Raw genomic sequence first — 19,697 nt, forward strand, 5'->3', positions numbered from 1 at the left:
CTTCGTCTGCGGGTTTGGCTTTTTGTGCAGCCTACAGTCGGATCTGCTTGGCAATCAGCTCTTTCATGATTTCAGTGGTACCACCGCCAATAGAAAGAATTTTCGCATCCCGGTACAGGCGCTCAACTACCGATTCCCGCATATAGCCCATGCCGCCGAAGATCTGTACTGCCTCGCGAGTCACTTTCTCACACACTTCTACTGAAAAGTTCTTGGCCATGGCCACTTGCGTGATGGGGTTCTTGTCTGCCTGCATGAGGGCCGCGCAGCGGTAGGTATACTCGCGGGCTACATCGATTTGAGTCGCCATATCCACAAGCTTATGGCGGGTTACCTGGAAGCCTGCAACGTTGCGCCCGAACGCTTTTCGCTGCTTGGCGTATTCCATTGCGGCTTCGTAGGCAATCTGGGCCGTCATGTACGCCATTACTGACAGCATCAGGCGTTCCGACAGGAAGTTGCTCATAATGGCGATAAAGCCTGCGTTCTCCGCGCCGATCAGTCGATCAGCAGGCACTCGGCAATCTTCAAAGAAGAGTTCCGCCGTATCGCTGGCCCACCAGCCCATTTTCCGCAGCTTTTTGCCCGTGGAGAAACCCGGGGTGTCACGGTCGATCAACAACAAACTGATGCCGCCGTGGCCTTCGCCGCCAGTGCGCACGGCAACCGTGTAGTGATCCGCGCGGGTACCGCTGGTAATAAACGTTTTGCTGCCGTTCACAACATAGTGATCGCCATCTTTCACCGCACGGGTTTTCAGGCTGGCTACATCAGAGCCGCCGCCGGGTTCGGTAATGGCCAGTGCGGAAATTTTCTCACCACTGAGTACCGAGGGGACGATCTGTTCGCGCACTTCTTTCTTTGCCCACTTGGCAACGGGTGGCAGGCCAATATCCAGGGAGCCCAAACTGGCAACGAAACCACCGGAGGTGGAGCGCATCAGTTCTTCGGAAACTGCAACTTTCAAAAACACATCGCCGGCCCCCACGCCTCCCAGTGCTTCCGGAAAGCCGACGGCGAGCAGCCCGGCGTCACCTGCCTTTCTGAAGATTTCACGAGGAAATTCACCGACTTCTTCCCATTCATCGATATGGGGAAGAACGTGCGTGGTGATGAATTTGCGCGCACTCAAACGTGCCTGTTCATGAGTATCGTTGAAGTAATCGGACACGATGAGCCACCCTGTTCAGAATTTATGCGAGGTAGTGTCGCGCAATTTCGGATACCAAGCAAGCGCTTGGTCAGGGTGTAGGTGGAGACAAAAAAACTGGCCTGAGATGCCAGCTTTTTGTCGCGCCGTCGGGATCAGGTACCGTTTCGGGGAATGCTCTCAACCCCGGTGCTGGTGCCGATCAACAGCAGGTCAGCCGGGCGGCGGGCGAACAGCCCGTTGGTGACCACGCCCACAATGCTGTTCAATCGTTCCTCAACCTGAATCGGGCGGGAAATGTCCATGTTGTATATATCCAGAATAATGTTGCCGTTGTCGGTCGTGAAGCCGTCCCGGTATACCGGGTCGCCGCCCAACTTGACGATTTCACGGCCAACGTGGCTCCTGGCCATGGGAATAACCTCTACCGGTAAAGGAAAGTCGCCCAGCACGTCCACCTTTTTGGACTCGTCAGCTATGCAGATAAAGGTCCTGGCGACCTCCGCAACAATTTTCTCGCGGGTCAGCGCACCACCACCACCTTTGATCAGTTCAAGGCGCTCGTTGGTTTCATCGGCACCGTCTACGTAGAACTCCAGGTCGCCAACGCTGTTTAAGTCATAAACCGGAATGCCGTGGCTTTTCAGGCGCTCAGCCGTCGCCTCAGAGCTGGCAACAGCGCCGTCGAACTCGGTTCTCAGATCGGCAAGCATGTCGATAAAAAAGTTGGCCGTGCTTCCTGTGCCAACGCCGATAACAGTGTCGCGCTCCAAACGAGGGGCAATGTAATCCACGGCGGCTTTGGCAACGGCTTTCTTGAGTTCGTCCTGGGTCATCGGGCACTCCGGGTAAAAATCTTGTGAGTTCGGGGCCATTATAGCGCTTAAGGACGCTGGGCTTATAGACGGCTGTGGTGCAAACTTTCTACACTGTCCGTTTTCCCCGACCATCCATCAGCAACCGGAACCAACATGCCGCAACGCTACATCAAGAAGATTCTCGATGCGCGCGTCTATGACGTGGCCATTGAAACACCCCTCACTGAAGCCCGCAGCCTGTCCAAGCGCTTTGGCAACAATATTATGCTCAAGCGGGAAGACCTTCAGCCGGTGTTTTCCTTCAAGATTCGCGGCGCGTACAACCGGATTGTCCAGTTGTCAGAAGAGCAGAAATCCAAGGGGGTTATCTGTGCCTCTGCCGGTAACCATGCTCAGGGTGTGGCACTGGCGGCTAAAGAGCTGGGAATCAAGGCTGTTATTGTTATGCCGCAGACCACGCCGGAGATCAAGGTGCGCTCGGTACGGGACCATGGCGCGCGGGTTGTGCTCAAGGGTGATGCCTTTGATGAAGCCGCTGCTCACGCCCAAGGGCTGGTTGAGAAGCATGGCTACACCTACATACCACCGTACGACGATCCGGATGTGATCGCCGGGCAGGGCACCGTTGCCATGGAGATGCTGTGGCAGTTCAGCAAGCCTATTCACGCGGTGTTTATTTGTGTGGGCGGTGGCGGCCTGATCGCCGGCATGGCTGCGTACATCAAGTATCTGCGCCCCGAAATCAAGGTGATCGGCGTGGAGCCTGACGACTCCAATTGCCTGCAGGCGGCCATGAAAGCAGGCAAGCGCGTGATTCTGGACGAAGTGGGTATTTTTGCGGACGGAGTGGCGGTAAAGCAGATCGGGAAATATCCCTGGGAGATTTGCAAGGACCACGTGGATGAGGTGATCACCGTCTCCACCGACGAAATTTGCGCCGCCATCAAGGATATCTTCGAAGACACACGCTCGATCTCAGAGCCTGCCGGTGCGTTGGGTGTTGCTGGCATAAAGAAGTACATCGAGAGGGAAAAGATCGAGAATGAAAACCTGATCGCCACCCTCAGTGGCGCCAACATGAATTTCGATCGCCTGCGCTACATTTCCGAACGCACGGAAATTGGCGAGAAGCGTGAGGCTATTCTTGCGGTGACCATTCCCGAGAAGCCGGGGGCCTTCAAGACCTTTATCAACGGCTTGCATAAACGCAGCATCACCGAATTCAACTATCGTTACGCCGATGCAGGTCAGGCGACCATTTTTGTGGGTGTTCAGGTGCAGGCCGGTGGCTTGGGTCGGGACGAACTGGTGCAGGATCTTCGTGAAAACGGCTACTCAGTTCTCGACCTGACTGACAGCGATATGGCCAAACAGCACATTCGCCACATGGTTGGCGGCCATGCGCTCACGATTGCCAATGAGAAGGTATTCCAGTTTGAGTTTCCGGAACGCCCGGGAGCCCTGCTGAAATTCCTGATGTCGCTGGGCACGCGCTGGAATATTTCCATGTTCCATTACCGCAATCACGGTGCGGCATACAGTCGGGTACTGCTGGGTGCACAGGTAGATGATGACGAAGTAAAAGACTTTGAAGCGATGCTTGAAAAAGTGGGTTTCCGTTATGAAAACATGACGGACAACGAAGCCTATCAACTGTTCCTTGGAGCTGGGAACGGTAAGCGGCCTTAGCCTGCAAATACGGTCTGCCCGGAAGTTCGCTTCCGGGTTGGCCCCTGCGGACCATTTTTCTGAATGCCCCGCCAGCTTTCTTACTGAACTTTAATCTGTCAAAAATTGTAAAAGTCAGGATGCGTGTTAGTCTTTCGTCAAATTCTTGGAAACAAGAATAGCTAACTGATTTCCCGCAGAATTAACCTTATCTGGAACAGGAATACGCGTCATGGGTGGCAAGCCTGATATTATCCGGGCAATTGTGCTGATTTTTGCTGTCGGCCTTGTTATCACCGGGTTTACTTCGCTTCAGGCGTCGGAAGACAAGCCCTCCGCGGCCGTGGTGAAAAGTTCTGTTGCTGCAGACTCCGTACAGATGACCAAATCCCCGCTGGCCCGCTAAAGCTTCCCCTGAGCTATTTGACCCGATAAAGCTGCCTGTCTGTCACCACGCTGTGCAGCGGCACATCCCAGGGTTCTACCGGCAGTTTTTTCACTTTCTGAAAATCGTGCGCCAGGCCAATCAGTTTCGGCGCCAGCCTTGGCCGCTGACGGCTGAACGCAAAAGTTCGATCATAGAATCCGCCTCCCATTCCCAGCCGCCCACCGTTTTCATCAAACCCAACCAGTGGGAACAACACGGCGTCCAGCGCCCAGGCGGGTCGCCTGAGTCCACTGCTGAATGCGGGTTCGGGAATGCCAAAGCGATTGGCTGTCAATTCAACGCCATCGTAGTAGGGGCTGAAAACCAGTTTGCCCGGATGAATCGGGTGCAGCACCGGCAGGTAAAGGTGAATACCTTTGCGCCGAGCCATAGCCATATAGGGGTGCGGGTCAATCTCGCCATCGTTGGGCAGGTAGATAGCTACGTGTCTGGCTCTGTGTAAGTCCGGATTCTTGATCAGGTTCAGAGCAAGGGAAGCCGAGGCTTGTTCCTGTTCCAGGGGCGACAGCATACGCCGCTGCTGACGCAGTTTTTTGCGCAGTTCGTTGCGAGACAAGAGGGGTAAATCGGGTTCAGAAGGGTGTGAGTCGGTAGTCTGGCTCAAAATGAAGCTTCCCGGGCTGCCGTTATCGGATGTAGCCCTTGAACCCAAAGTTCAAGGTCGGTGGCCGCTGTGACATATTAGGCTTTCCCCTTGCGGGGACGTGCTCACAATGCCCTAGAGTAGCCACCTGGGTAAAGCGCATCGGCTCGAGGACGAATCCGACCAGCGAACAGCCCAGGAAGTAGATTCATTATAGGGCCAGACCCGGGGCCGATTGCAACACCTATCGGGGAATCTCCCTAGGTTCAATGGTTTGAGTGTTCCCCGAGAGCGCCTTCCAGCTTGTTGTCCATGGCTTTGAGCAGAGTGCTGGTGGCATCTGACATGGTATCCCGTTCAAGCAGTTCGTGGGTCATGTTCAGGGCCGCCATCACGGCAATACGTTCAGTTCCGAACACCTTGCCGCCGGTGCGTATTTCACGCATTTTGCTGTCCAGATGCCTGGCAGCGCGAATAAGGGCTTCCTGTTCTTCTGCCGGGCAGGCGACCAGGTACTCCTTATCGAGAATTTTCACCTCAACAGTAGTGGATTGCTTGGACATTAATGATGCTCCAGCGCCCGAAGGCGGCCGATCATGGCTTCGATCTTGTTTTTTGCAAGATCATTTTTGTGCATAAGCTGGGACCGTTCCCGGTTCCAGTCATCCTGCAACTGCCTGAAGTTTGCGTTGCTCTGCTCCAGTTTTTGGCAGTGTTCGATCAGCTTGTCCAGCTTGTCCGCTAATGCTTGTACTTCGGACTGTTCCATGACGTGCTCAGCATAGGTTGAAGTTATTGCGACTAACTATAAGTGCGCGCGCCATAGCGGTCAATTTACAGGCATGTCATGAGATGGCTGCTTACTGTTATTTGGCTCTCGGGTGAGACCCGGATCACGCTTCACCGGGGCTCCCAAAACCTTGGTAACGGCTATGTCGCCAGGCACTGAGTGCCGGCGCCAGAGCCACCAGTACTGCGGCCAGGGGCACGGATATCAACAAAGCCCATTCTTCAATATTCAGTGGGCGCAACTGTATCTGAACCCCGTAGTTCGTCAACAGCCAAGGGCCAAGCATTGAAATCGCAAAAGCGCTCAACCCAAGCGACGTCACGCAGGCTACGACGGCAAGGCCCAGACATTCGATAAGGTAGAGACTTGCGATCAGGCCGGGAGACGCGCCCGTAGCGCGCAGAATCGCTATTTCGTGCGCTCGCTGGGTTTGCAGCGTGAGCAGCACTGCGACCAGTCCGATCAGGCTGGTAATTACCACAAAGCCGGTAATGCCCAGCAGCGCCCGCTCGAACTGGCTCATCAGGCGCCAAAGCTCGCTTAGCGCGACACCTGGCAAAATGGCAGAGAGGGGCTCTCCTGCGTACTGGTTAAGTTCACGTTGCACGCGAAATGTCAGTATTTTGTGATCCAGTCCGGCGAAAACAGCAGTGATAGCGCTGGGTGAAAAATCCCGGCCCTCTGCCTGCTCGGGCGTCAATGTGCGACCGGGTATGGCAACGCCCGACTCCCAACCTACATGCATGGCCTCCATGCCCTGCAGGCTGATATAGACAGCCTGGTCCACAGGCGTGCCCGTGGCTTCAAGAGTGCCGGTTACCGTGAAGGGCGTATCCTTGTGGTTCGAGAAGCTGGTGCGCCCGCCACCATGAGAAAGTATGATTTCATCGCCTATGCGGTGGTTTAGCGTTCTGGCAACACCTGCGCCCAGAACTACATCGAAAACTCCATCAAACCATTGGCCGTCAGTCAGATTCAGGGGCTGCCCACGACCAACCCGGAAGTGCTCTCCGAAGTCTTTGCTTGTGCCTACAACCCGGAAACCCTTGTAACTGTCACCCAGAGAAATGGGGATCAGCCAATCAATGCGCGTGTCTTGTTCGAGCTCCTGAAAGGTCGACCACCGGATATTGTTGGTGGCGTCCCCAATATGGAACACCGTATACAGCAGCAAATTGAGCTGGCCGCTGCGGGCGCCGATGATCAGATCGGTATCGCTGATGGTGCTGGTAAAGGATTGCTTCACCTCTGTGCGCAGATACTGGATGCCGAGCAGCAAGGTAACGCTCAGGGTGAGAGTCAGGCACACCAGAGCCAACACTTTGCGCCGGTGCCAAAGGCTTGCACCTGCCAATGAAATTGCCAGGCGAGCCTTCATGCGGGCACCTGCTCAAGTTGGAGTTGATGGTGAAAGTGCCTGGCCAGGGAACGGTCATGGCTGACAAACAGCACGGAGGTATTGCGCTCTTCTGCCATGGTCAGCAGCAGGTTGATGAAGCGGTCGCGGTTGTCGCTGTCCAGTGCGGATGTGGGCTCGTCCGCCAGAATAATCTCCGGGGCTCCGATCAATGCCCGTGCTGCAGCGATGCGCTGTTGCTGGCCAATACTGAGCTGGGTGACTTTCCGCTGCCAATGGCTTTGCGGAATGGCCAGGGCCGTCAGCAATCTCTGAGCTGCCGGCGTGGGAGCTTTGCCGGTGGTAGTTTTTCGGCGTTGCGAGAGCCTGCATGGCAGTGACACATTGGCCTCGGCTGTGAGGTAGGGCACCAGATTGAACTGCTGGAATATCACACCGATGTGGTCCGCCCGGAAGCGGTCACGTTTACCCGCGTCAAGCTTGTGGATGTCAGCGCCCAGTAATCTGATTGAGCCCGTCGCTGGCGCGAGCATTCCGGCCAGTAGGCTCAGGAAGGTGCTTTTGCCAGTACCGCTTGGGCCGTGAAGGAACAGATGTTCTCCCCGGGGTAGGCTGAGGTCCGGGAACGCGAGTGGCGGGTGCTGGCTGTCCCAGCAAAAGGTGAGATTTTTGACTTCGAGTGCTGCAGGTACATATTCGGAGCTACGCGCACCGGATTCTGGTTGTCTGTTCATGTTGATCGTTGTCTGCCCCGTGTATTATGTCTGGCTTACATTCGCCGACGCGTGTCTGGCTATCTGGCTTTTCGGAGAGCTTTGCTAATGTTCCAATCTTTACGTTGCCCTGCCGGGGCGCTGCTCCTGGCTCTATTGGTTTTCTTGCTGAGCTTTCCCATGTCAGCTTACTCGGAACCGCGCGAAATCGACTGGCTGGAGCTGATGCCTGCCGAGGATCTGGCCCTGCTCGAAAATATGCCAGACGTGGTGCATGAGGGTGACGGCCCACCTTTGCTGCCAGATGAGATCATGACCGGCAGGGTTGTTCCTGAGATGGCTGATATTGAAGGCCGAATCCCCGGATTTGTGGTGCCCCTGAAGACAACCAAAGACATGCGCATTCTGGAGTTTTTCCTGGTGCCTTATTACGGTGCCTGCATTCATGTGCCGCCTCCGCCGCCCAACCAGATCATCCATATCAAGTATAAGCAGGGGTTCAAACTCGATGCCCTGTACGATCCCGTGTGGGTTAAGGGCACGCTTGTCATAGACCGAACGGAAACAGCGGTCGGTACGTCTTCATATTCCATGGTAGCAAAAGCGGTCGAACCTTATGAGGAATAGCTTCAGCGCTCAAGTTTGAACGAGCTCTCCCCACGCCCCAGGCGGGTTGCACCTTGCCCGTTCGGGCCGGCCCAGGCAATGTCGAGTTGTTCCAGAGCCGGAAAGTGTTTGGTGACAGGCGTTGTCAGTGATGCTGGCTTGTCCAGCCCGATGCAGCTCAGAGTCTGCGTGACAGTGATGTCGGCGTGCTGACCCTGTTCATCGTGGCTGTGCCTGTCATGATCGTGACCGCCTGCAACCTCATGCTGAATGGTGCTGGCCTGTATCTCACAGGTTGATTTCAGAGTGTTAACCAGCGGATTCTCGCTCAGCCAATGGCTGACGCGCTCTGCAATCTGATGTTGCTCTGGTGTGCGTGGATGGTGTTCGAACCCAAACATGTTCCCAGCCGGTGACATGAGCAGTATCTCAATCTGACCGTTGCCGATGGCAAGTTGCATTTCGGCATGGCCATGTTGGTGTGAACCGGGGTTGTCTGCCGCGATTGACTGTGTGCTGGTCAGCGCTGAGGCGATGGATAAGGCCAGAAATTTTTTGAAGAGCATACCTTCGTCCCTGAGAGTTTATTGATATGTTATAACATATTGTTCTCTTGCTCGCCGAAAATCAACAGGCGTATGCCGCGTGATTGTGTGAGCAGCGCGCGAAGAGTGTCTTGAAGACACCTGAATGCTAGGATAGAGCCCTAACTTCACAACACAGGATTGTCTTGGTTCATGTCAGAAACCGACACTGCCAGCGCGGCGCATGCCGCTGAATTCGAGCGCTGGGCGAATGTTTTTACTGCCCACAAAGCGTTCAGCCATCCTTCCGAGCTTCATGGTGCCCTTTGTGGCCGTCTGGCTGCTGGTTCCCGCATTGAGGAAGACGAATGGCTTGCCATGGTTTGCGAACACATGGGGTTGCCTGAAAGTGCAGCTGCGGAGGCCGATGACCTGTCCGTCTTCATGAACGAAGCGTACGAACGGGTGCTGGTGTTTTTGAAGTCAGCGGATATGAGCTTTCATCCCCTGTTGCCTGACGATGATTATGCCATCGATCAACGCCTTGAAGCCCTTGTGGCCTGGGTGCGTGGTTTTCTCGAGGGCATGGCCTTGTCTGCCGGGGAGTCTCTTGGCGAAGCGCCGGATGAGATTCGCGAGCTTATTGAAGATATGGTGGCTATCAGTCAGGTTTCTGAAGAACAGGAATCAGACCAGGAAAGCGAGCAGCAGCTGGTGGAAATAACCGAGTACATCCGGCTCGGGGCTTTGGCCGTATTCACCGAGTTCAACCCTCCGGAAAAACCGGCGTCGCAAGCACCAACGCTGCACTGATCATGTCAAACAATGCGGGAGAACCTATGCCGTCCATTATACCCGTCAAGGAATTCGCCGAGCGCCGTAGCAAACTGATGGAGCGCATGGCGCCGGACAGTATTGCCATTATTCCGGCCGCGCCGGAGCGCGTTCGTAACCGCGATGTGCTGCACCCTTTCCGCCAGGACAGCGATTTCCAGTACCTGACCGGTTTTGGTGAGCCTGAGGCGGTACTGGTACTGATCCCTGGCCGTGAGCACGGAGAGTCGGTGCTGTTCTGCAAAGAGAAAAACCCTGAAAAGGAACTGTGGGATGGTTTTCTGGTGGGGCCTGAGGGCGCGATTGAGCGCTACGGCCTGGACGATGCTTTCCCGGTGGCGGATATCGACGACATTCTGCCGGGCATGATTGAAGGTCGCAGCCGGGTGTATTACCCGCTGGGCAAGGATCAGGGCTTCGATACCCGGGTGATGGACTGGGTCAAGGTTATCCGCAGCAAGGTGAAAAGCGGTGCGCATCCTCCGGGTGAATTCGTGGCGTTGGAGCATCTTCTTCACGATCTTCGGCTGTACAAAAGCGCCAACGAAATCAAGGCCATGGCCAAAGCAGGTCAGATAAGCTCAGAAGCCCATTGCCGTGCCATGAAGCGTGCCCGCAAGGGTGGTTACGAATACAACCTTGAGGCCGAGCTGATCCATACGTTTATGGATCACGGCTCCCGCTCCACGGCCTATCCATCCATTGTTGGTGGCGGTGCCAATGGCTGTATTTTGCACTACATCGAAAACACCGCGCCCCTGAATGACGGTGATCTGGTGCTGATCGATGCGGGCTGTGAGGTAGAATGCTACGCCTCCGACATTACCCGCACCTTCCCGGTCAACGGCAAATTCAGCCCTGAACAGCGGGCAGTCTACGACGTGGTGTTGGAGGCTCAATACGCGGCCATTGATGCAGTGCGCCCCGGCAATCACTGGAACCACCCCCATGAGGCAGCGTTGAGAGTGTTGACCGGCGGCCTGATTGACCTGGGCATTTTGTCAGGCACGGTTGACGACGCCATTGCCAGCGAAGCCTTCAAGCCGTTCTTTATGCACCGCACGGGTCATTGGCTTGGCCTGGATGTGCACGATGTGGGCGACTATAAAATTGGTGACGCATGGCGGCTGCTTGAGCCGGGCATGGCGCTCACGGTTGAGCCCGGCTTGTATATCGCACCGGGCAATACGGATGTCGATGAAAAGTGGCGCGGTATCGGTATTCGTATTGAAGACGACGTAGTGGTTACCAAAGAGGGGCACCGTGTATTAACCGACGGCGTGCCCAAGACCATTGAAGAGATCGAAGCACTGATGGCGGGATGAGCCTGTGAAACACTCCGATACCGATGTGATCATTGCCGGCGGAGGGCTGGCGGGTGCTACGTTGGCACTGGCGCTTGCCAAGGCTGCTCCTGCGTTGAGGGTAACCGTGGCTGAGGCATTTCCACTGTCTGCGGATGCCCTGCCGGATGCCTATCAGCCCAGTTATGATGCACGGTCCACTGCGTTAGCCTGGGGCTCGCGACTGATTTTTGAAGAGCTCGGGCTTTGGCAGCGGATATCGGAACATGCGACGCCCATTCAGCACATTCATGTGTCTGATCGGGGGCGTTTCGGTGCCACTCGCCTGAATGCCAAAGAGTATGAACAGCAAGCCTTGGGCTATGTGGTGGATAACCGCTGGATGGGCCTTTGCCTGATGCGGGAGTTGCTCGAAACAAACATCCAGTGGCAGGCGCCCGCTGAAGTCACGGACATGACGCCGTCCGAACAGGGCGTGGGTGTTACCCTGAAGACCGGCGATGCGGTCCGCACTGTAACGGCGCAATGCCTGATTGTCGCAGACGGTGGCCGTTCCGGGTTGAGAGAAAAACTCGGCTTCCAGCCAAGCCATCACAACTATGGCCAGAATGCGCTGATTGCCAACGTGTCCACCAGCGACAGTCATCAGTTCGCTGCATTCGAACGTTTCACCGACGCTGGCCCCATGGCGATGTTGCCACACGGCTCACCCTCCCGGGCAGGGCATCAATCCGCACTGGTGTGGACGTTGAGCGACCAGGAGCTCGAAGCGGTTCTGGCCATGCCAGATAGCGATAAATGCCAGCGGCTTCAGGAGCGCTTTGGCTGGCGGCTGGGGCGGTTCACCCGGATAGGCGAGTGCAACTATTATCCCCTGACGCTGACCACAGTCGATGAGCCAGTAAGGCCGGGTGTCGCGCTTGTAGGCAATGCTGCACACGCCTTGCACCCGGTTGCCGGACAGGGCTTCAATCTCGCACTGCGGGGCTTGATGACGTTGGTAGAGCAGTTCCGGTTGGCGGCTGAGCAAGGCCAGCCAGCGGGTGACTTTCAGATTTTGCGCCGTTATCACGAGTTGCATCGACCGGATTGGCGGCAGACCGTGCAGTTTTCGGATTCACTGATCCGTATCTTTGGCCAATCCCCGGCACCAGTGGCGGCAGCAAGGGACGCAGGGCTGATTGGCCTGGATCTTCTGCCCGGAGCCAAACGCCTGTTTGCGCGCAACGCTATGGGCACCGGCGGGCGCCGTGCCGTCATCAACAAGCCTGGATTCAATGAAAAGCCAATTCGCGATCAGCTCGAGACCTCAGAACATGAGTGATGCCAGAGTGTTCGATATTCTCGTGGTCGGCGGTGGCATGACCGGCACAGCTCTCGCTCTTGGCCTGTCCCGTCAGGGTTGGCAGGTTGGATTGATCGAAGGCGGAGACCGCGACACTCTGCTGCAGGCTCCATCTCCTGTTGAGCGTGTGGCGGATTTTGAGCCCCGTGTCAGCGCCATCTCCGTAGCAAGCCAGCAGTTGCTGGAATCCCTGGGTGCCTGGCAGGGTGTCGTGGCCGGTCGCCATTGTCCCTATCAGGGTATGACCGTGTGGGACGGAGACGGCACCGGGCGTATCCATTTTGATGCGGCCGAATTGCAGGCCCGCGCCTTGGGTACGATTGTTGAAAACCGCAGCCTGGTCCGGGCCTTGTTCGAGGTTGTTGAAACCAGCGATGTTGAGCTGATTGATAGTGTGCAGGTTACTAGCTGTGCGCAGGCTGGTGACCATCGCAGTATTGAGCTTGCGGATGGCCGCACACTGATGGCCTGCCTTGTGATCGCGGCGGATGGCGCCAACTCCCGGTTGCGGCAATGGGCAGGATTGCCTACCCGTGAATGGGATTACGATCAGCAAGCGATTGTGTGCACCGTGCGCACGGCCCAAAGTCACCGATACACCGCCTGGCAGCGGTTTTCTCAAACCGGACCGCTGGCGTTTTTGCCGCTGGCAACGGAAAGCGGTGATGAGCACTTCTGCTCCATCGTTTGGTCGCAGGATACCGAAGAAGCTCGCCGCCTGATGGCTCTGGATGATGCAACCTATGCGGCTGAACTGGAACGGGCGATCGAACGAGAACTCGGCGCCGTTGAAGCCGTGTCCCAGCGTTTTGCCTTCCCGCTCAGGCAGCGCCATGCCAAAGATTATATTGCTCCCGGTTTTGCGCTGGTGGGTGATGCCGCTCATACCATTCACCCGCTTGCGGGCCAGGGCGCTAACCTCGGGTACGGCGATGTCCGGGTTATGCTGGAGGAGTTGGCGAAAGCAAAAGGCACCGGTTTGAGCCCCGCTCACGAATTGGTGCTGGCGCGCTATCAGCGCCGTCGCAAGGGCGAGAATTTGGCTATGATGGCTGCCATGGAAGGTTTCAAACAATTGTTTGGGCGTGATGAGCTGCCGCTGAGATGGCTGAGAAATACCGGCATGCGTTGGCTTGACGGGCTTGGCCCGGTTAAAAACCGGATTGCCGCTGAGGCCATGGGCCTTATTCTTTAAACGGCTACCACAATAAAGGATCTGCACTGATGGCAGGAACCAGTCTGCTCATGCTCATCGACGACATTGCGACACTGCTCGATGATGTTTCCCTGATGACCAAAGCCGCAACCAAGAAAACAGCCGGTGTTCTCGGGGACGACCTCGCCCTGAACGCGCAACAGGTAACCGGTGTAAAGCCGGCCCGGGAGTTGCCTGTCGTCTGGGCAGTTGCCAAAGGCTCGATGGTGAACAAGGTAATTCTTGTGCCGGCCGCCGTCGCGATCAGTTTTTTTGTGCCCTGGCTGGTTACGCCGTTATTAATGCTCGGCGGTGCCTTCCTGTGCTTTGAAGGGGCAGAAAAACTGGCACATAAATTTCTGCATGCAGAGGAAAATGAAAAGAACAAAAAGCAGCTGCGCGAGGCTCTGAAGCAGCCTGATGTGGATCTGAAAGTCCTGGAAAAGCGAAAGATAAAAGGCGCTATCCGAACAGACTTCATTCTGTCCGCAGAGATTATAGCCATCACTCTCGGAGTGGTTGCGGCGGCGAGCATCGGGATGCAGTTTGCGGTGCTCTCGGTGGTGGCAGTGGGGGTTACGGTATTTGTCTACGGCCTGGTGGCAGGTATCGTGAAGCTGGATGACGTAGGCCTCTACCTGAGCCAGAAAGACAGTGCGCTGGCTCAACGGTTAGGCAATGGCATTCTCTGGCTTGCCCCCTATCTTATGAAAACCTTATCCATATTTGGCACTCTTGCCATGTTCCTGGTGGGCGGTGGCATCCTTGTGCACGGTATCCCGCCGGTTTATGAAGCTATCGAACACTTTGCTGCGGATTTTGGTGGCCTCTCGGCAACACTGATTCCTATGCTGGCCAATGGCTTGTTCGGCCTGCTGTCGGGTGCGTTGCTGGTGGCGGTGCTTACGCCTGTACTGCGGATTTGGGAAGCGAGGTCAAACGCTTCCTGAATTTACATTACAGGCAGGCGTCAAATAGCCGGCTGACGAGAACGGGCACGGCCGTTTCCACCCGCAGAATGCGTGGCCCCAGATGAACGCTCTGGCATCCAGCTTCTTCCAGCTTACCCACTTCGTAAGGAGTGAAGCCACCCTCCGGCCCTATGCACAGCGCAGAGGGCGTGTTCAGGTGCGTGGGGCAGGGCATAGCAGTGCCCGGGTGTGCTACCAGGGCTTGTTTGCCGTTCAGCAGGGCGGGCAGCTCATCTTCCACGAAGGGTTTGAACAGCTTGCGAATGTGCACACTAGGCATGATCGTATCTTTTGCCTGCTCAAGCCCGAGGGTCAGGTTCTCCCTCAGGTTTTGATCCGACAGCCAAGGCGTCTGCCAGAAGCTCTTTTCCACCTTGTAGCTGTTGATCAGCCAAATGTCCTTGATACCCAGTGTCGCGCTGGTTTGCAGAATACGGCGGAACATTTTGGGCCGGGGCATGGCCAGGATAAGCGTAAGGGGTAGGAGGGGCGGTGGTTGCTGATCAAGCACAACAACCAATTCAGCTTCAGAATCCGTAAGCTTTATCACTTCTCCAAGCCCCATCAGGCCGTTTACTCGGCCAACTGGAAGCTGATCTCCTGTGGATGCGCCGAGTACAGACCGGATGTGTTCAAGCCGGCGGCCCCGCAGCACCACGCGGTCGGGCGCAACAAAGTCCTCATTAAACAGTAAGGCCAGGTTCATTCAGAGGATGGCTCGTCGGCATCCGGCTCCGATACTTCACGCACGGCCAGACGGCCAAATAAAATGCCGAGCTCGAACAGAATCCACATGGGCACAGCCAGAAGTGTCTGGGAGATGATGTCTGGCGGTGTCAGCATCATGCCGATCACGAAGCACCCCACCACCACGTATGGCCGTTTCGCCGCCAGATCTGCCGGTGTTGTTGCGCCGCTGAGGATTAGCAGAATGGTGGCAATGGGGATCTCGAAGGCGATCCCGAAGGCGAAAAACATCTTCAACACGAAGTTCAGGTAGCTGCTGATGTCTGGCAGTTCAACAATACCTTCGGGGCCTATGGCCGTGAAAAAGCCAAACACCAGAGGGAATACCACGTAATACGCAAACGCAGCGCCCAGATAGAACAGGATGACGGAGGTAAACAGCAGCGGAAACGCCAGGCGTTTTTCATGGGCATAGAGCCCCGGTGCAACAAAGCTCCAGAGCTGGTAAAGAATGATCGGAATAGCTGCAAAAACTGACAAAAACAGCGCCAGTTTAAGAGGCGCAAAAAACGGCGAGGTGATGTCCGTTGCGATCATTGTTTGCCCGATCGGCAGTAGTGATCGGATAGGCTCAGACAGCCATAGATACAGTTCGTTGGCAAAGGGGTAAATGGCCGCAAAACAGATCACCACAGCCAGAACCATTTTCAGCAAGCGGTTGCGAAGTTCCAGCAAATGTTCAACCAGAGGCATTTCCGGGTGGCCGGCCGAAGTGTCCTTGTAGTCCGGGCCTTTACCCTCCGTTTTTGCATTCATGAAGACTTGTCCGAGGGTTTTTGCGCGACGTCTGGCTGAGCCAATGGGTTCTCACCGGAGTCTGTTTTTGTCTCACTTTTCGGGCTATCGAAAGTCATAGCCTGTTTGTCTGTTGTCGGTTTGCTCGCGGGTTTGTCCGACATGATCATGTGTTCGTACTTCTTGGCTTCGTCCAAAGCGCCACGCACGGTTTTCTGAACGTCATCCAGGCCAACATCACCCGCGTCGCGAAGTTCCTTTCTGAGCTCATCGGCTTTCAGCTGCCGGTCGAGCTCTGAGGTAAACTGGCTGACCATGCGCCGGGCACCACCAACCCACCGCCCGGCCGCGCGGGCAGCGGTGGGTAGCCGTTCGGGACCAAGCACCAACAGAGCAATAACGCCGCAGATCAGCAGCTCAAGAAAGCCGATATCAAACATTCTGTCTGGTCTCAGCTTTTGGTTTTGTCCCTGGGCTTCTCGTCAGCCGCCTGACGGGTTTGCTCGTCGGCCTGGCCTTCCAGAGAGTCCGGGTCTTCCGATTTGGTGTCTTCGTCACTCATGGACTTTTTGAAGCCGCGAATGGCTCCGCCCAGGTCGGTACCAATGTTGCGCAGTTTTTTGGTTCCGAACAGCAGAATGACGATGCCCAGTACAATAAGAAGTTGCCAGATACTGATACCCATTTCGGGGGTCCTCGTTTAAATGTTTCTGTTCGTTGGTATTGTACGTTACCGGAGGCTGTTGGCGGAAACCCTCCAAAGAGGTATTGCTGCCTTACTGGTCTCGGGACGCTTTCTCTTCCAGGCCGGACAGGTCAAACCGGCTGTTCAGCTCGTCCAGAATATCCTTCGGGGACAGGCCCAGGCTGGAAAGCATCACCATGCTGTGAAACCAGAGATCCGCAGTTTCGCTGATTACCGCACGGGTGTCTCCAGAGTGTTCGGCATCCTTGGCGGCCAGCAATGTCTCTGTGCACTCTTCGCCGACTTTTTCCAATATCTTGTTCAGGCCTTTGGCATGGAGACTGGCGACGTAGGATTTTTCGGGGTCGGCTGCTTTGCGGGCTTCCAGAACCCGAGCCAGGTTTTCCAGGACATCACTCAACGCACACACTCCTCAATTGCTGCCATAGATGGCATCAGGGTCTTTAATAACGGGCTCAACGCTCTCCCATCGGTTGTCCTTCAGGGAGCGGTAAAAACAGCTGCGCCGGCCCGTATGACAGGCAATGCCGCCTTTTTGCTCGACCTTCAGCAAGATCACATCTTCATCACAGTCCAGGCGAATATCCCTAACAACCTGCTGATGCCCCGACGTCTCACCTTTGCGCCAGAGTTTACCTCGTGATCGCGACCAGTACACGGCCTGACCCTCTTCAGCCGTGAGGCGAAGTGATTCCCGGTTCATCCATGCCATCATCAGGATGTCGCCGGTGGCCGCATCCTGGGCGATTGCCGGAACCAGGCCGTCTGTCGTCCAGCGAATGGCTTCAAGCCAGTCTGAGTTGTTTACAGTATCGGGCAAATCTTTCATTTTTATGAATCCTGAGCTCTGAAGCGAAGCCGCCTGTAGTGCTTGAAACCTGGAATTGTGAAGGCTTCCTGTTTGTATGCGCAATGCTACCAGAACCGGCCGTCAATGCCTTCGTGATTAACAACAGCTTCTCTTGGTTCAAACGCAGGAGTGCAGTTCGGTGGATGTCAGCATCTGGACATTACTCCAAGGTCTAACGCGTGAGTTAACCAATGTTATGTGGTTCGCGGCCCGAACATGATGATAGCCATACCCACTAGCGCAACACCTGAACCAACCAAATCCCATGCCGTTGGCCTCACGCCATCAACGGCCCACAGCCAAAGTATTGCCGTAAAAATATAAACGCCACCATACGCAGCATAGACCCTGCCAGCAGCGGTGGGGTGCAGTGACAGTAGCCAGGCAAATGCCATAAGACTCAGCGCGCCCGGCACCAAAAGCCATATAGTTTTGCCCTCGCGAAGCCAGAGGTACGGCAAATAACAGCCAACAATTTCCGCCAACGCTGTAACAAGGAAAAGCCCAACCGTTTTCAACTCAGGCAACAAAACTGACCCCTTGGTAGTAACCTTTGAAAAAATAGACAAGCCATCCCTGCGCGCATCCGGTGAACCGGAACACAGGGGTGGCGGTTGTAACAAGGCAGGAACTACTGGGCGTTGTTGGAGAGGAAAGCCGAAAGGTTAGCTATGTCGTCGTCGCTCAGGTTCCGCGCATTGGGAATCATCAGGCTGGAGTTCGCCCCGACTTTCTCGCCCGCGCGATAGGTTTCCAGCCGAGACTGGAGGTAGTCTGCATCTTTTCCAGCCAAAGCAGGAAAGCTGGCCATACCCTTGGCGGTCGGCCCGTGGCACTGAGCGCAGTTGCTGGCGTATAGGCTCTTGCCTGCTGCCGTATCTGCCGCTTGGGCCTGGGCCAGACCTATAGCACAAGCCAACGCAAACAGCATTGTTCGCTTCATAAAGTGTCCTTCTACTTCTGGTGGGTACTGCACTGCCCGAGGGAAGTGCAGTCAGTCAGATAATCACTCAACAGTAAACCGGTGAACCTGGCCTTCATCAACGGTAACATAGAGCGCGCCATCCGGCCCCATCACCAGGCCGCGGAAACGGGCAGAACCCGCCGGTACCGGCATTTCGGTGATGTCCTGAACGGTTGGCCCATCGGCCCCCAGATCAATCACGTTGATACGCTGGCCTACCGGTGTACCACCAAAACCGATCCCCATAAAGCTGACTACCAAGCGGCCGTTCCAGTCACCCCACTGCTCACCGTCCAGAAAGGCAGCACTGCTTATGCCCTGGGAGTAGCCGTTGTTATTCCACAGCGGCTTCATGGCATCCGGATACGTTTCAAGGTCGGTCATGGGCATGTAGGCCGAGCGCTCCTCGGGGTCCATTCCCTCGTTTTGGTTCGGCTGGTAACCGCAGTAATCATCCGGGCAATCTCCCCGGCCTGCCATGTTTGGGCGCGGGTCCCAACCGCTGTTGCCACCCGGCACCAAGGCGTTTACTTCATCAGAATGCCAGGGACCGTGTTCGGTGACGATCGGCTGGTGGCTTTCCGGGTGAAATGCGATGCCCTGAACGTTGCGGTGACCGTAGGTGAATATGCGCGGGTCGAAACCCTCCGGTGTGGCATCGGCATTGCCGGGGGCCGCGTCGCCATTGCCGTCAATGCGCAAGACCTTGGCGCCCAGGTTGTCCCCGAATTGCGGCAGGCTACTGTTGTGGTTGTCGCCCGTTGTAACGTAAAGGAAGCCATCATCCGGGCTGAAGCGAATGCGACCCCCGTTGTGGGCGCCGGAGTCACCGAACGGATGATCCGTGGGCGCCTGTTTGTAGGGGATGTCTTTCACTATGTCGGTGCGATCAGACACGGTGGCCAGGTCACCGCCCACCTTCAGTCGTAACACCCGATTGGAAGCGGGGTTGTCGCCTACGCGATAAGCGGAATAGACGTAGATGGTGTGGTTATCCGCAAAATCTGGGTCCAGCGTAACGCCGTTCATGCCGGCCTGGCCGGAGCAGAACAGATCGTCAGTGGTCATGGCATAGCCTTCGGAACCGCTCATACCCAACAGGTTATTCACCGTGCCATCGGGCAACTGAACTGAGAGGCCCTTGCACTTTTCAGTGAAGAACATGGTGCCGTCGGGCATAAAGGCCAGATCCCACGGGCTTTCCAGTCCGTCCAAATACACATCTTGGCTTACCTCAGGCGCTTTAGCCTGCAGGGCCAGCGGCAAACTCACCAAAACGGCCGAGGCAGCCGCCACGCTGAGTGAACGAAGGGATGATTTATGACTCATGATGGTTGCCCCTTGATTGTTGTTGTCGTTACATTTTGTTACGCCATGAGATGAGTGTAG

25 protein-coding genes and 1 other RNA gene are annotated in these 19,697 nt (G+C 56.0%); 8 read left to right on the plus strand and 18 right to left on the minus strand.

Features of this window, described 5'->3' with window-relative positions; genetic code table 11:
- Positions 1–31: 31 nt before the first annotated feature.
- Together FFI90_RS09675 and rpiA are read right to left on the minus strand one after the other, a co-directional pair.
- The gene (locus FFI90_RS09675; protein ID WP_144777814.1) at positions 32–1,171 is read right to left on the minus strand and encodes an acyl-CoA dehydrogenase family protein; all 1,140 of its coding nucleotides are present in this window, start codon (positions 1,169–1,171) and stop codon (positions 32–34) included.
- A 134-nt stretch (positions 1,172–1,305) separates the two neighbouring features.
- Positions 1,306–1,986 (minus strand): ribose-5-phosphate isomerase RpiA, encoded by a 681-nt coding sequence (gene rpiA, locus FFI90_RS09680; RefSeq protein ID WP_144777815.1) that lies wholly within the window; start codon positions 1,984–1,986, stop codon positions 1,306–1,308.
- A 135-nt stretch (positions 1,987–2,121) separates the two neighbouring features.
- On the opposite strand from rpiA, the gene ilvA reads away from it, so the two are divergent.
- A complete protein-coding gene (gene ilvA / locus FFI90_RS09685; RefSeq protein ID WP_144777816.1) occupies positions 2,122–3,657 on the plus strand; it encodes a threonine ammonia-lyase, biosynthetic in 1,536 nt (511 codons plus the stop codon).
- Positions 3,658–3,868: 211 nt separating this feature from the next.
- Positions 3,869–4,042 (plus strand): hypothetical protein, encoded by a 174-nt coding sequence (locus FFI90_RS20110; RefSeq protein WP_186317954.1) that lies wholly within the window; start codon positions 3,869–3,871, stop codon positions 4,040–4,042.
- Between the two features lie 13 nt (positions 4,043–4,055).
- Here FFI90_RS20110 and FFI90_RS09690 read toward each other — a convergent pair whose 3' ends face one another.
- From FFI90_RS09690 to FFI90_RS09715, 6 genes are all read right to left on the minus strand, one after another.
- On the minus strand, positions 4,056–4,688 hold the full coding sequence (locus FFI90_RS09690) for a 5-formyltetrahydrofolate cyclo-ligase (protein ID WP_246123471.1): 633 nt from the start codon (positions 4,686–4,688) through the stop codon (positions 4,056–4,058).
- 4 nt (positions 4,689–4,692) lie between these two features.
- Positions 4,693–4,872: non-coding RNA, 6S RNA (gene ssrS / locus FFI90_RS09695), on the minus strand.
- 61 nt (positions 4,873–4,933) lie between these two features.
- Positions 4,934–5,230 carry a cell division protein ZapA gene (locus FFI90_RS09700; protein WP_144777817.1) on the minus strand — a complete coding sequence of 99 codons (297 nt, stop codon included), beginning with the start codon at positions 5,228–5,230 and terminating at the stop codon, positions 4,934–4,936.
- Entirely contained in the window at positions 5,230–5,436 is a 207-nt protein-coding gene (locus FFI90_RS09705; RefSeq protein ID WP_144777818.1) for a TIGR02449 family protein, read from the minus strand. The genes FFI90_RS09700 and FFI90_RS09705 overlap by 1 nt, the downstream gene beginning before the upstream one ends.
- 124 nt (positions 5,437–5,560) lie before the next feature.
- Positions 5,561–6,835 (minus strand): ABC transporter permease, encoded by a 1,275-nt coding sequence (locus FFI90_RS09710; RefSeq protein WP_144777819.1) that lies wholly within the window; start codon positions 6,833–6,835, stop codon positions 5,561–5,563.
- The gene (locus FFI90_RS09715; protein ID WP_144777820.1) at positions 6,832–7,548 is read right to left on the minus strand and encodes an ABC transporter ATP-binding protein; all 717 of its coding nucleotides are present in this window, start codon (positions 7,546–7,548) and stop codon (positions 6,832–6,834) included. The genes FFI90_RS09710 and FFI90_RS09715 overlap by 4 nt, the downstream gene beginning before the upstream one ends.
- Before the next feature lie 159 nt (positions 7,549–7,707).
- Between FFI90_RS09715 and FFI90_RS09720 the strand changes: the two genes are divergently transcribed.
- The gene (locus FFI90_RS09720; protein WP_144777821.1) at positions 7,708–8,154 is read left to right on the plus strand and encodes a DUF3299 domain-containing protein; all 447 of its coding nucleotides are present in this window, start codon (positions 7,708–7,710) and stop codon (positions 8,152–8,154) included.
- Positions 8,155–8,156: 2 nt separating this feature from the next.
- Here the strand turns inward: FFI90_RS09720 and FFI90_RS09725 are convergent, their stop codons facing one another.
- Positions 8,157–8,699, minus strand: a complete 543-nt coding sequence (locus tag FFI90_RS09725) for a ZrgA family zinc uptake protein (protein ID WP_144777822.1) — start codon at positions 8,697–8,699, stop codon at positions 8,157–8,159.
- Between the two features lie 171 nt (positions 8,700–8,870).
- On the opposite strand from FFI90_RS09725, the gene FFI90_RS09730 reads away from it, so the two are divergent.
- From FFI90_RS09730 to FFI90_RS09750, 5 genes are read left to right on the plus strand one after another with little or no spacing between them, the layout of a single operon-like run.
- Complete coding sequence (locus FFI90_RS09730) at positions 8,871–9,470, plus strand: UPF0149 family protein (RefSeq protein ID WP_144777823.1); 600 nt, start codon at positions 8,871–8,873, stop codon at positions 9,468–9,470.
- 26 nt (positions 9,471–9,496) lie between these two features.
- Positions 9,497–10,816: a Xaa-Pro aminopeptidase gene (gene pepP, locus FFI90_RS09735; protein ID WP_144777824.1), complete on the plus strand. Its 1,320-nt coding sequence runs from the start codon at positions 9,497–9,499 to the stop codon at positions 10,814–10,816.
- A gap of 4 nt (positions 10,817–10,820) precedes the next feature.
- Positions 10,821–12,119, plus strand: coding sequence for a 2-octaprenyl-6-methoxyphenyl hydroxylase (ubiH, locus tag FFI90_RS09740; RefSeq protein WP_144777825.1), 1,299 nt, complete (start codon positions 10,821–10,823; stop codon positions 12,117–12,119).
- Entirely contained in the window at positions 12,112–13,335 is a 1,224-nt protein-coding gene (locus FFI90_RS09745; RefSeq protein ID WP_144777826.1) for an FAD-dependent monooxygenase, read from the plus strand. The genes ubiH and FFI90_RS09745 overlap by 8 nt, the downstream gene beginning before the upstream one ends.
- Positions 13,336–13,364: 29 nt before the next feature.
- Positions 13,365–14,285, plus strand: coding sequence for a DUF808 domain-containing protein (locus FFI90_RS09750; protein WP_144777827.1), 921 nt, complete (start codon positions 13,365–13,367; stop codon positions 14,283–14,285).
- Positions 14,286–14,292: 7 nt separating this feature from the next.
- Here the strand turns inward: FFI90_RS09750 and FFI90_RS09755 are convergent, their stop codons facing one another.
- The 9 genes from FFI90_RS09755 to FFI90_RS09795 all read right to left on the minus strand — a co-directional run bounded on the left by FFI90_RS09755 (position 14,293) and on the right by FFI90_RS09795 (position 19,637).
- Positions 14,293–15,012, minus strand: coding sequence for a 16S rRNA (uracil(1498)-N(3))-methyltransferase (locus FFI90_RS09755; RefSeq protein WP_144777828.1), 720 nt, complete (start codon positions 15,010–15,012; stop codon positions 14,293–14,295).
- Positions 15,009–15,809, minus strand: a complete 801-nt coding sequence (tatC, locus tag FFI90_RS09760; RefSeq protein WP_144777829.1) for a twin-arginine translocase subunit TatC — start codon at positions 15,807–15,809, stop codon at positions 15,009–15,011. The genes FFI90_RS09755 and tatC overlap by 4 nt, the downstream gene beginning before the upstream one ends.
- Complete coding sequence (gene tatB / locus FFI90_RS09765; protein WP_144777830.1) at positions 15,806–16,228, minus strand: Sec-independent protein translocase protein TatB; 423 nt, start codon at positions 16,226–16,228, stop codon at positions 15,806–15,808. The genes tatC and tatB overlap by 4 nt, the downstream gene beginning before the upstream one ends.
- A gap of 11 nt (positions 16,229–16,239) precedes the next feature.
- Positions 16,240–16,473, minus strand: coding sequence for a Sec-independent protein translocase subunit TatA (tatA, locus tag FFI90_RS09770; RefSeq protein WP_144777831.1), 234 nt, complete (start codon positions 16,471–16,473; stop codon positions 16,240–16,242).
- Positions 16,474–16,564: 91 nt separating this feature from the next.
- Positions 16,565–16,894 (minus strand): phosphoribosyl-ATP diphosphatase, encoded by a 330-nt coding sequence (locus FFI90_RS09775; RefSeq protein WP_144777832.1) that lies wholly within the window; start codon positions 16,892–16,894, stop codon positions 16,565–16,567.
- A gap of 12 nt (positions 16,895–16,906) precedes the next feature.
- The gene (gene hisI / locus FFI90_RS09780; RefSeq protein WP_144777833.1) at positions 16,907–17,323 is read right to left on the minus strand and encodes a phosphoribosyl-AMP cyclohydrolase; all 417 of its coding nucleotides are present in this window, start codon (positions 17,321–17,323) and stop codon (positions 16,907–16,909) included.
- A gap of 215 nt (positions 17,324–17,538) precedes the next feature.
- Positions 17,539–17,871, minus strand: a complete 333-nt coding sequence (locus FFI90_RS09785; protein ID WP_071265697.1) for a YnfA family protein — start codon at positions 17,869–17,871, stop codon at positions 17,539–17,541.
- Between the two features lie 104 nt (positions 17,872–17,975).
- Positions 17,976–18,287 (minus strand): c-type cytochrome, encoded by a 312-nt coding sequence (locus tag FFI90_RS09790; protein ID WP_144777834.1) that lies wholly within the window; start codon positions 18,285–18,287, stop codon positions 17,976–17,978.
- A 63-nt stretch (positions 18,288–18,350) separates the two neighbouring features.
- Positions 18,351–19,637, minus strand: a complete 1,287-nt coding sequence (locus FFI90_RS09795; RefSeq protein ID WP_144777835.1) for a PQQ-dependent sugar dehydrogenase — start codon at positions 19,635–19,637, stop codon at positions 18,351–18,353.
- Between the last annotated feature and the right edge of the window lie 60 nt (positions 19,638–19,697).

Source organism: Marinobacter maritimus (assembly GCF_007671675.1).
GTDB classification, from domain to species: domain Bacteria; phylum Pseudomonadota; class Gammaproteobacteria; order Pseudomonadales; family Oleiphilaceae; genus Marinobacter; species Marinobacter maritimus.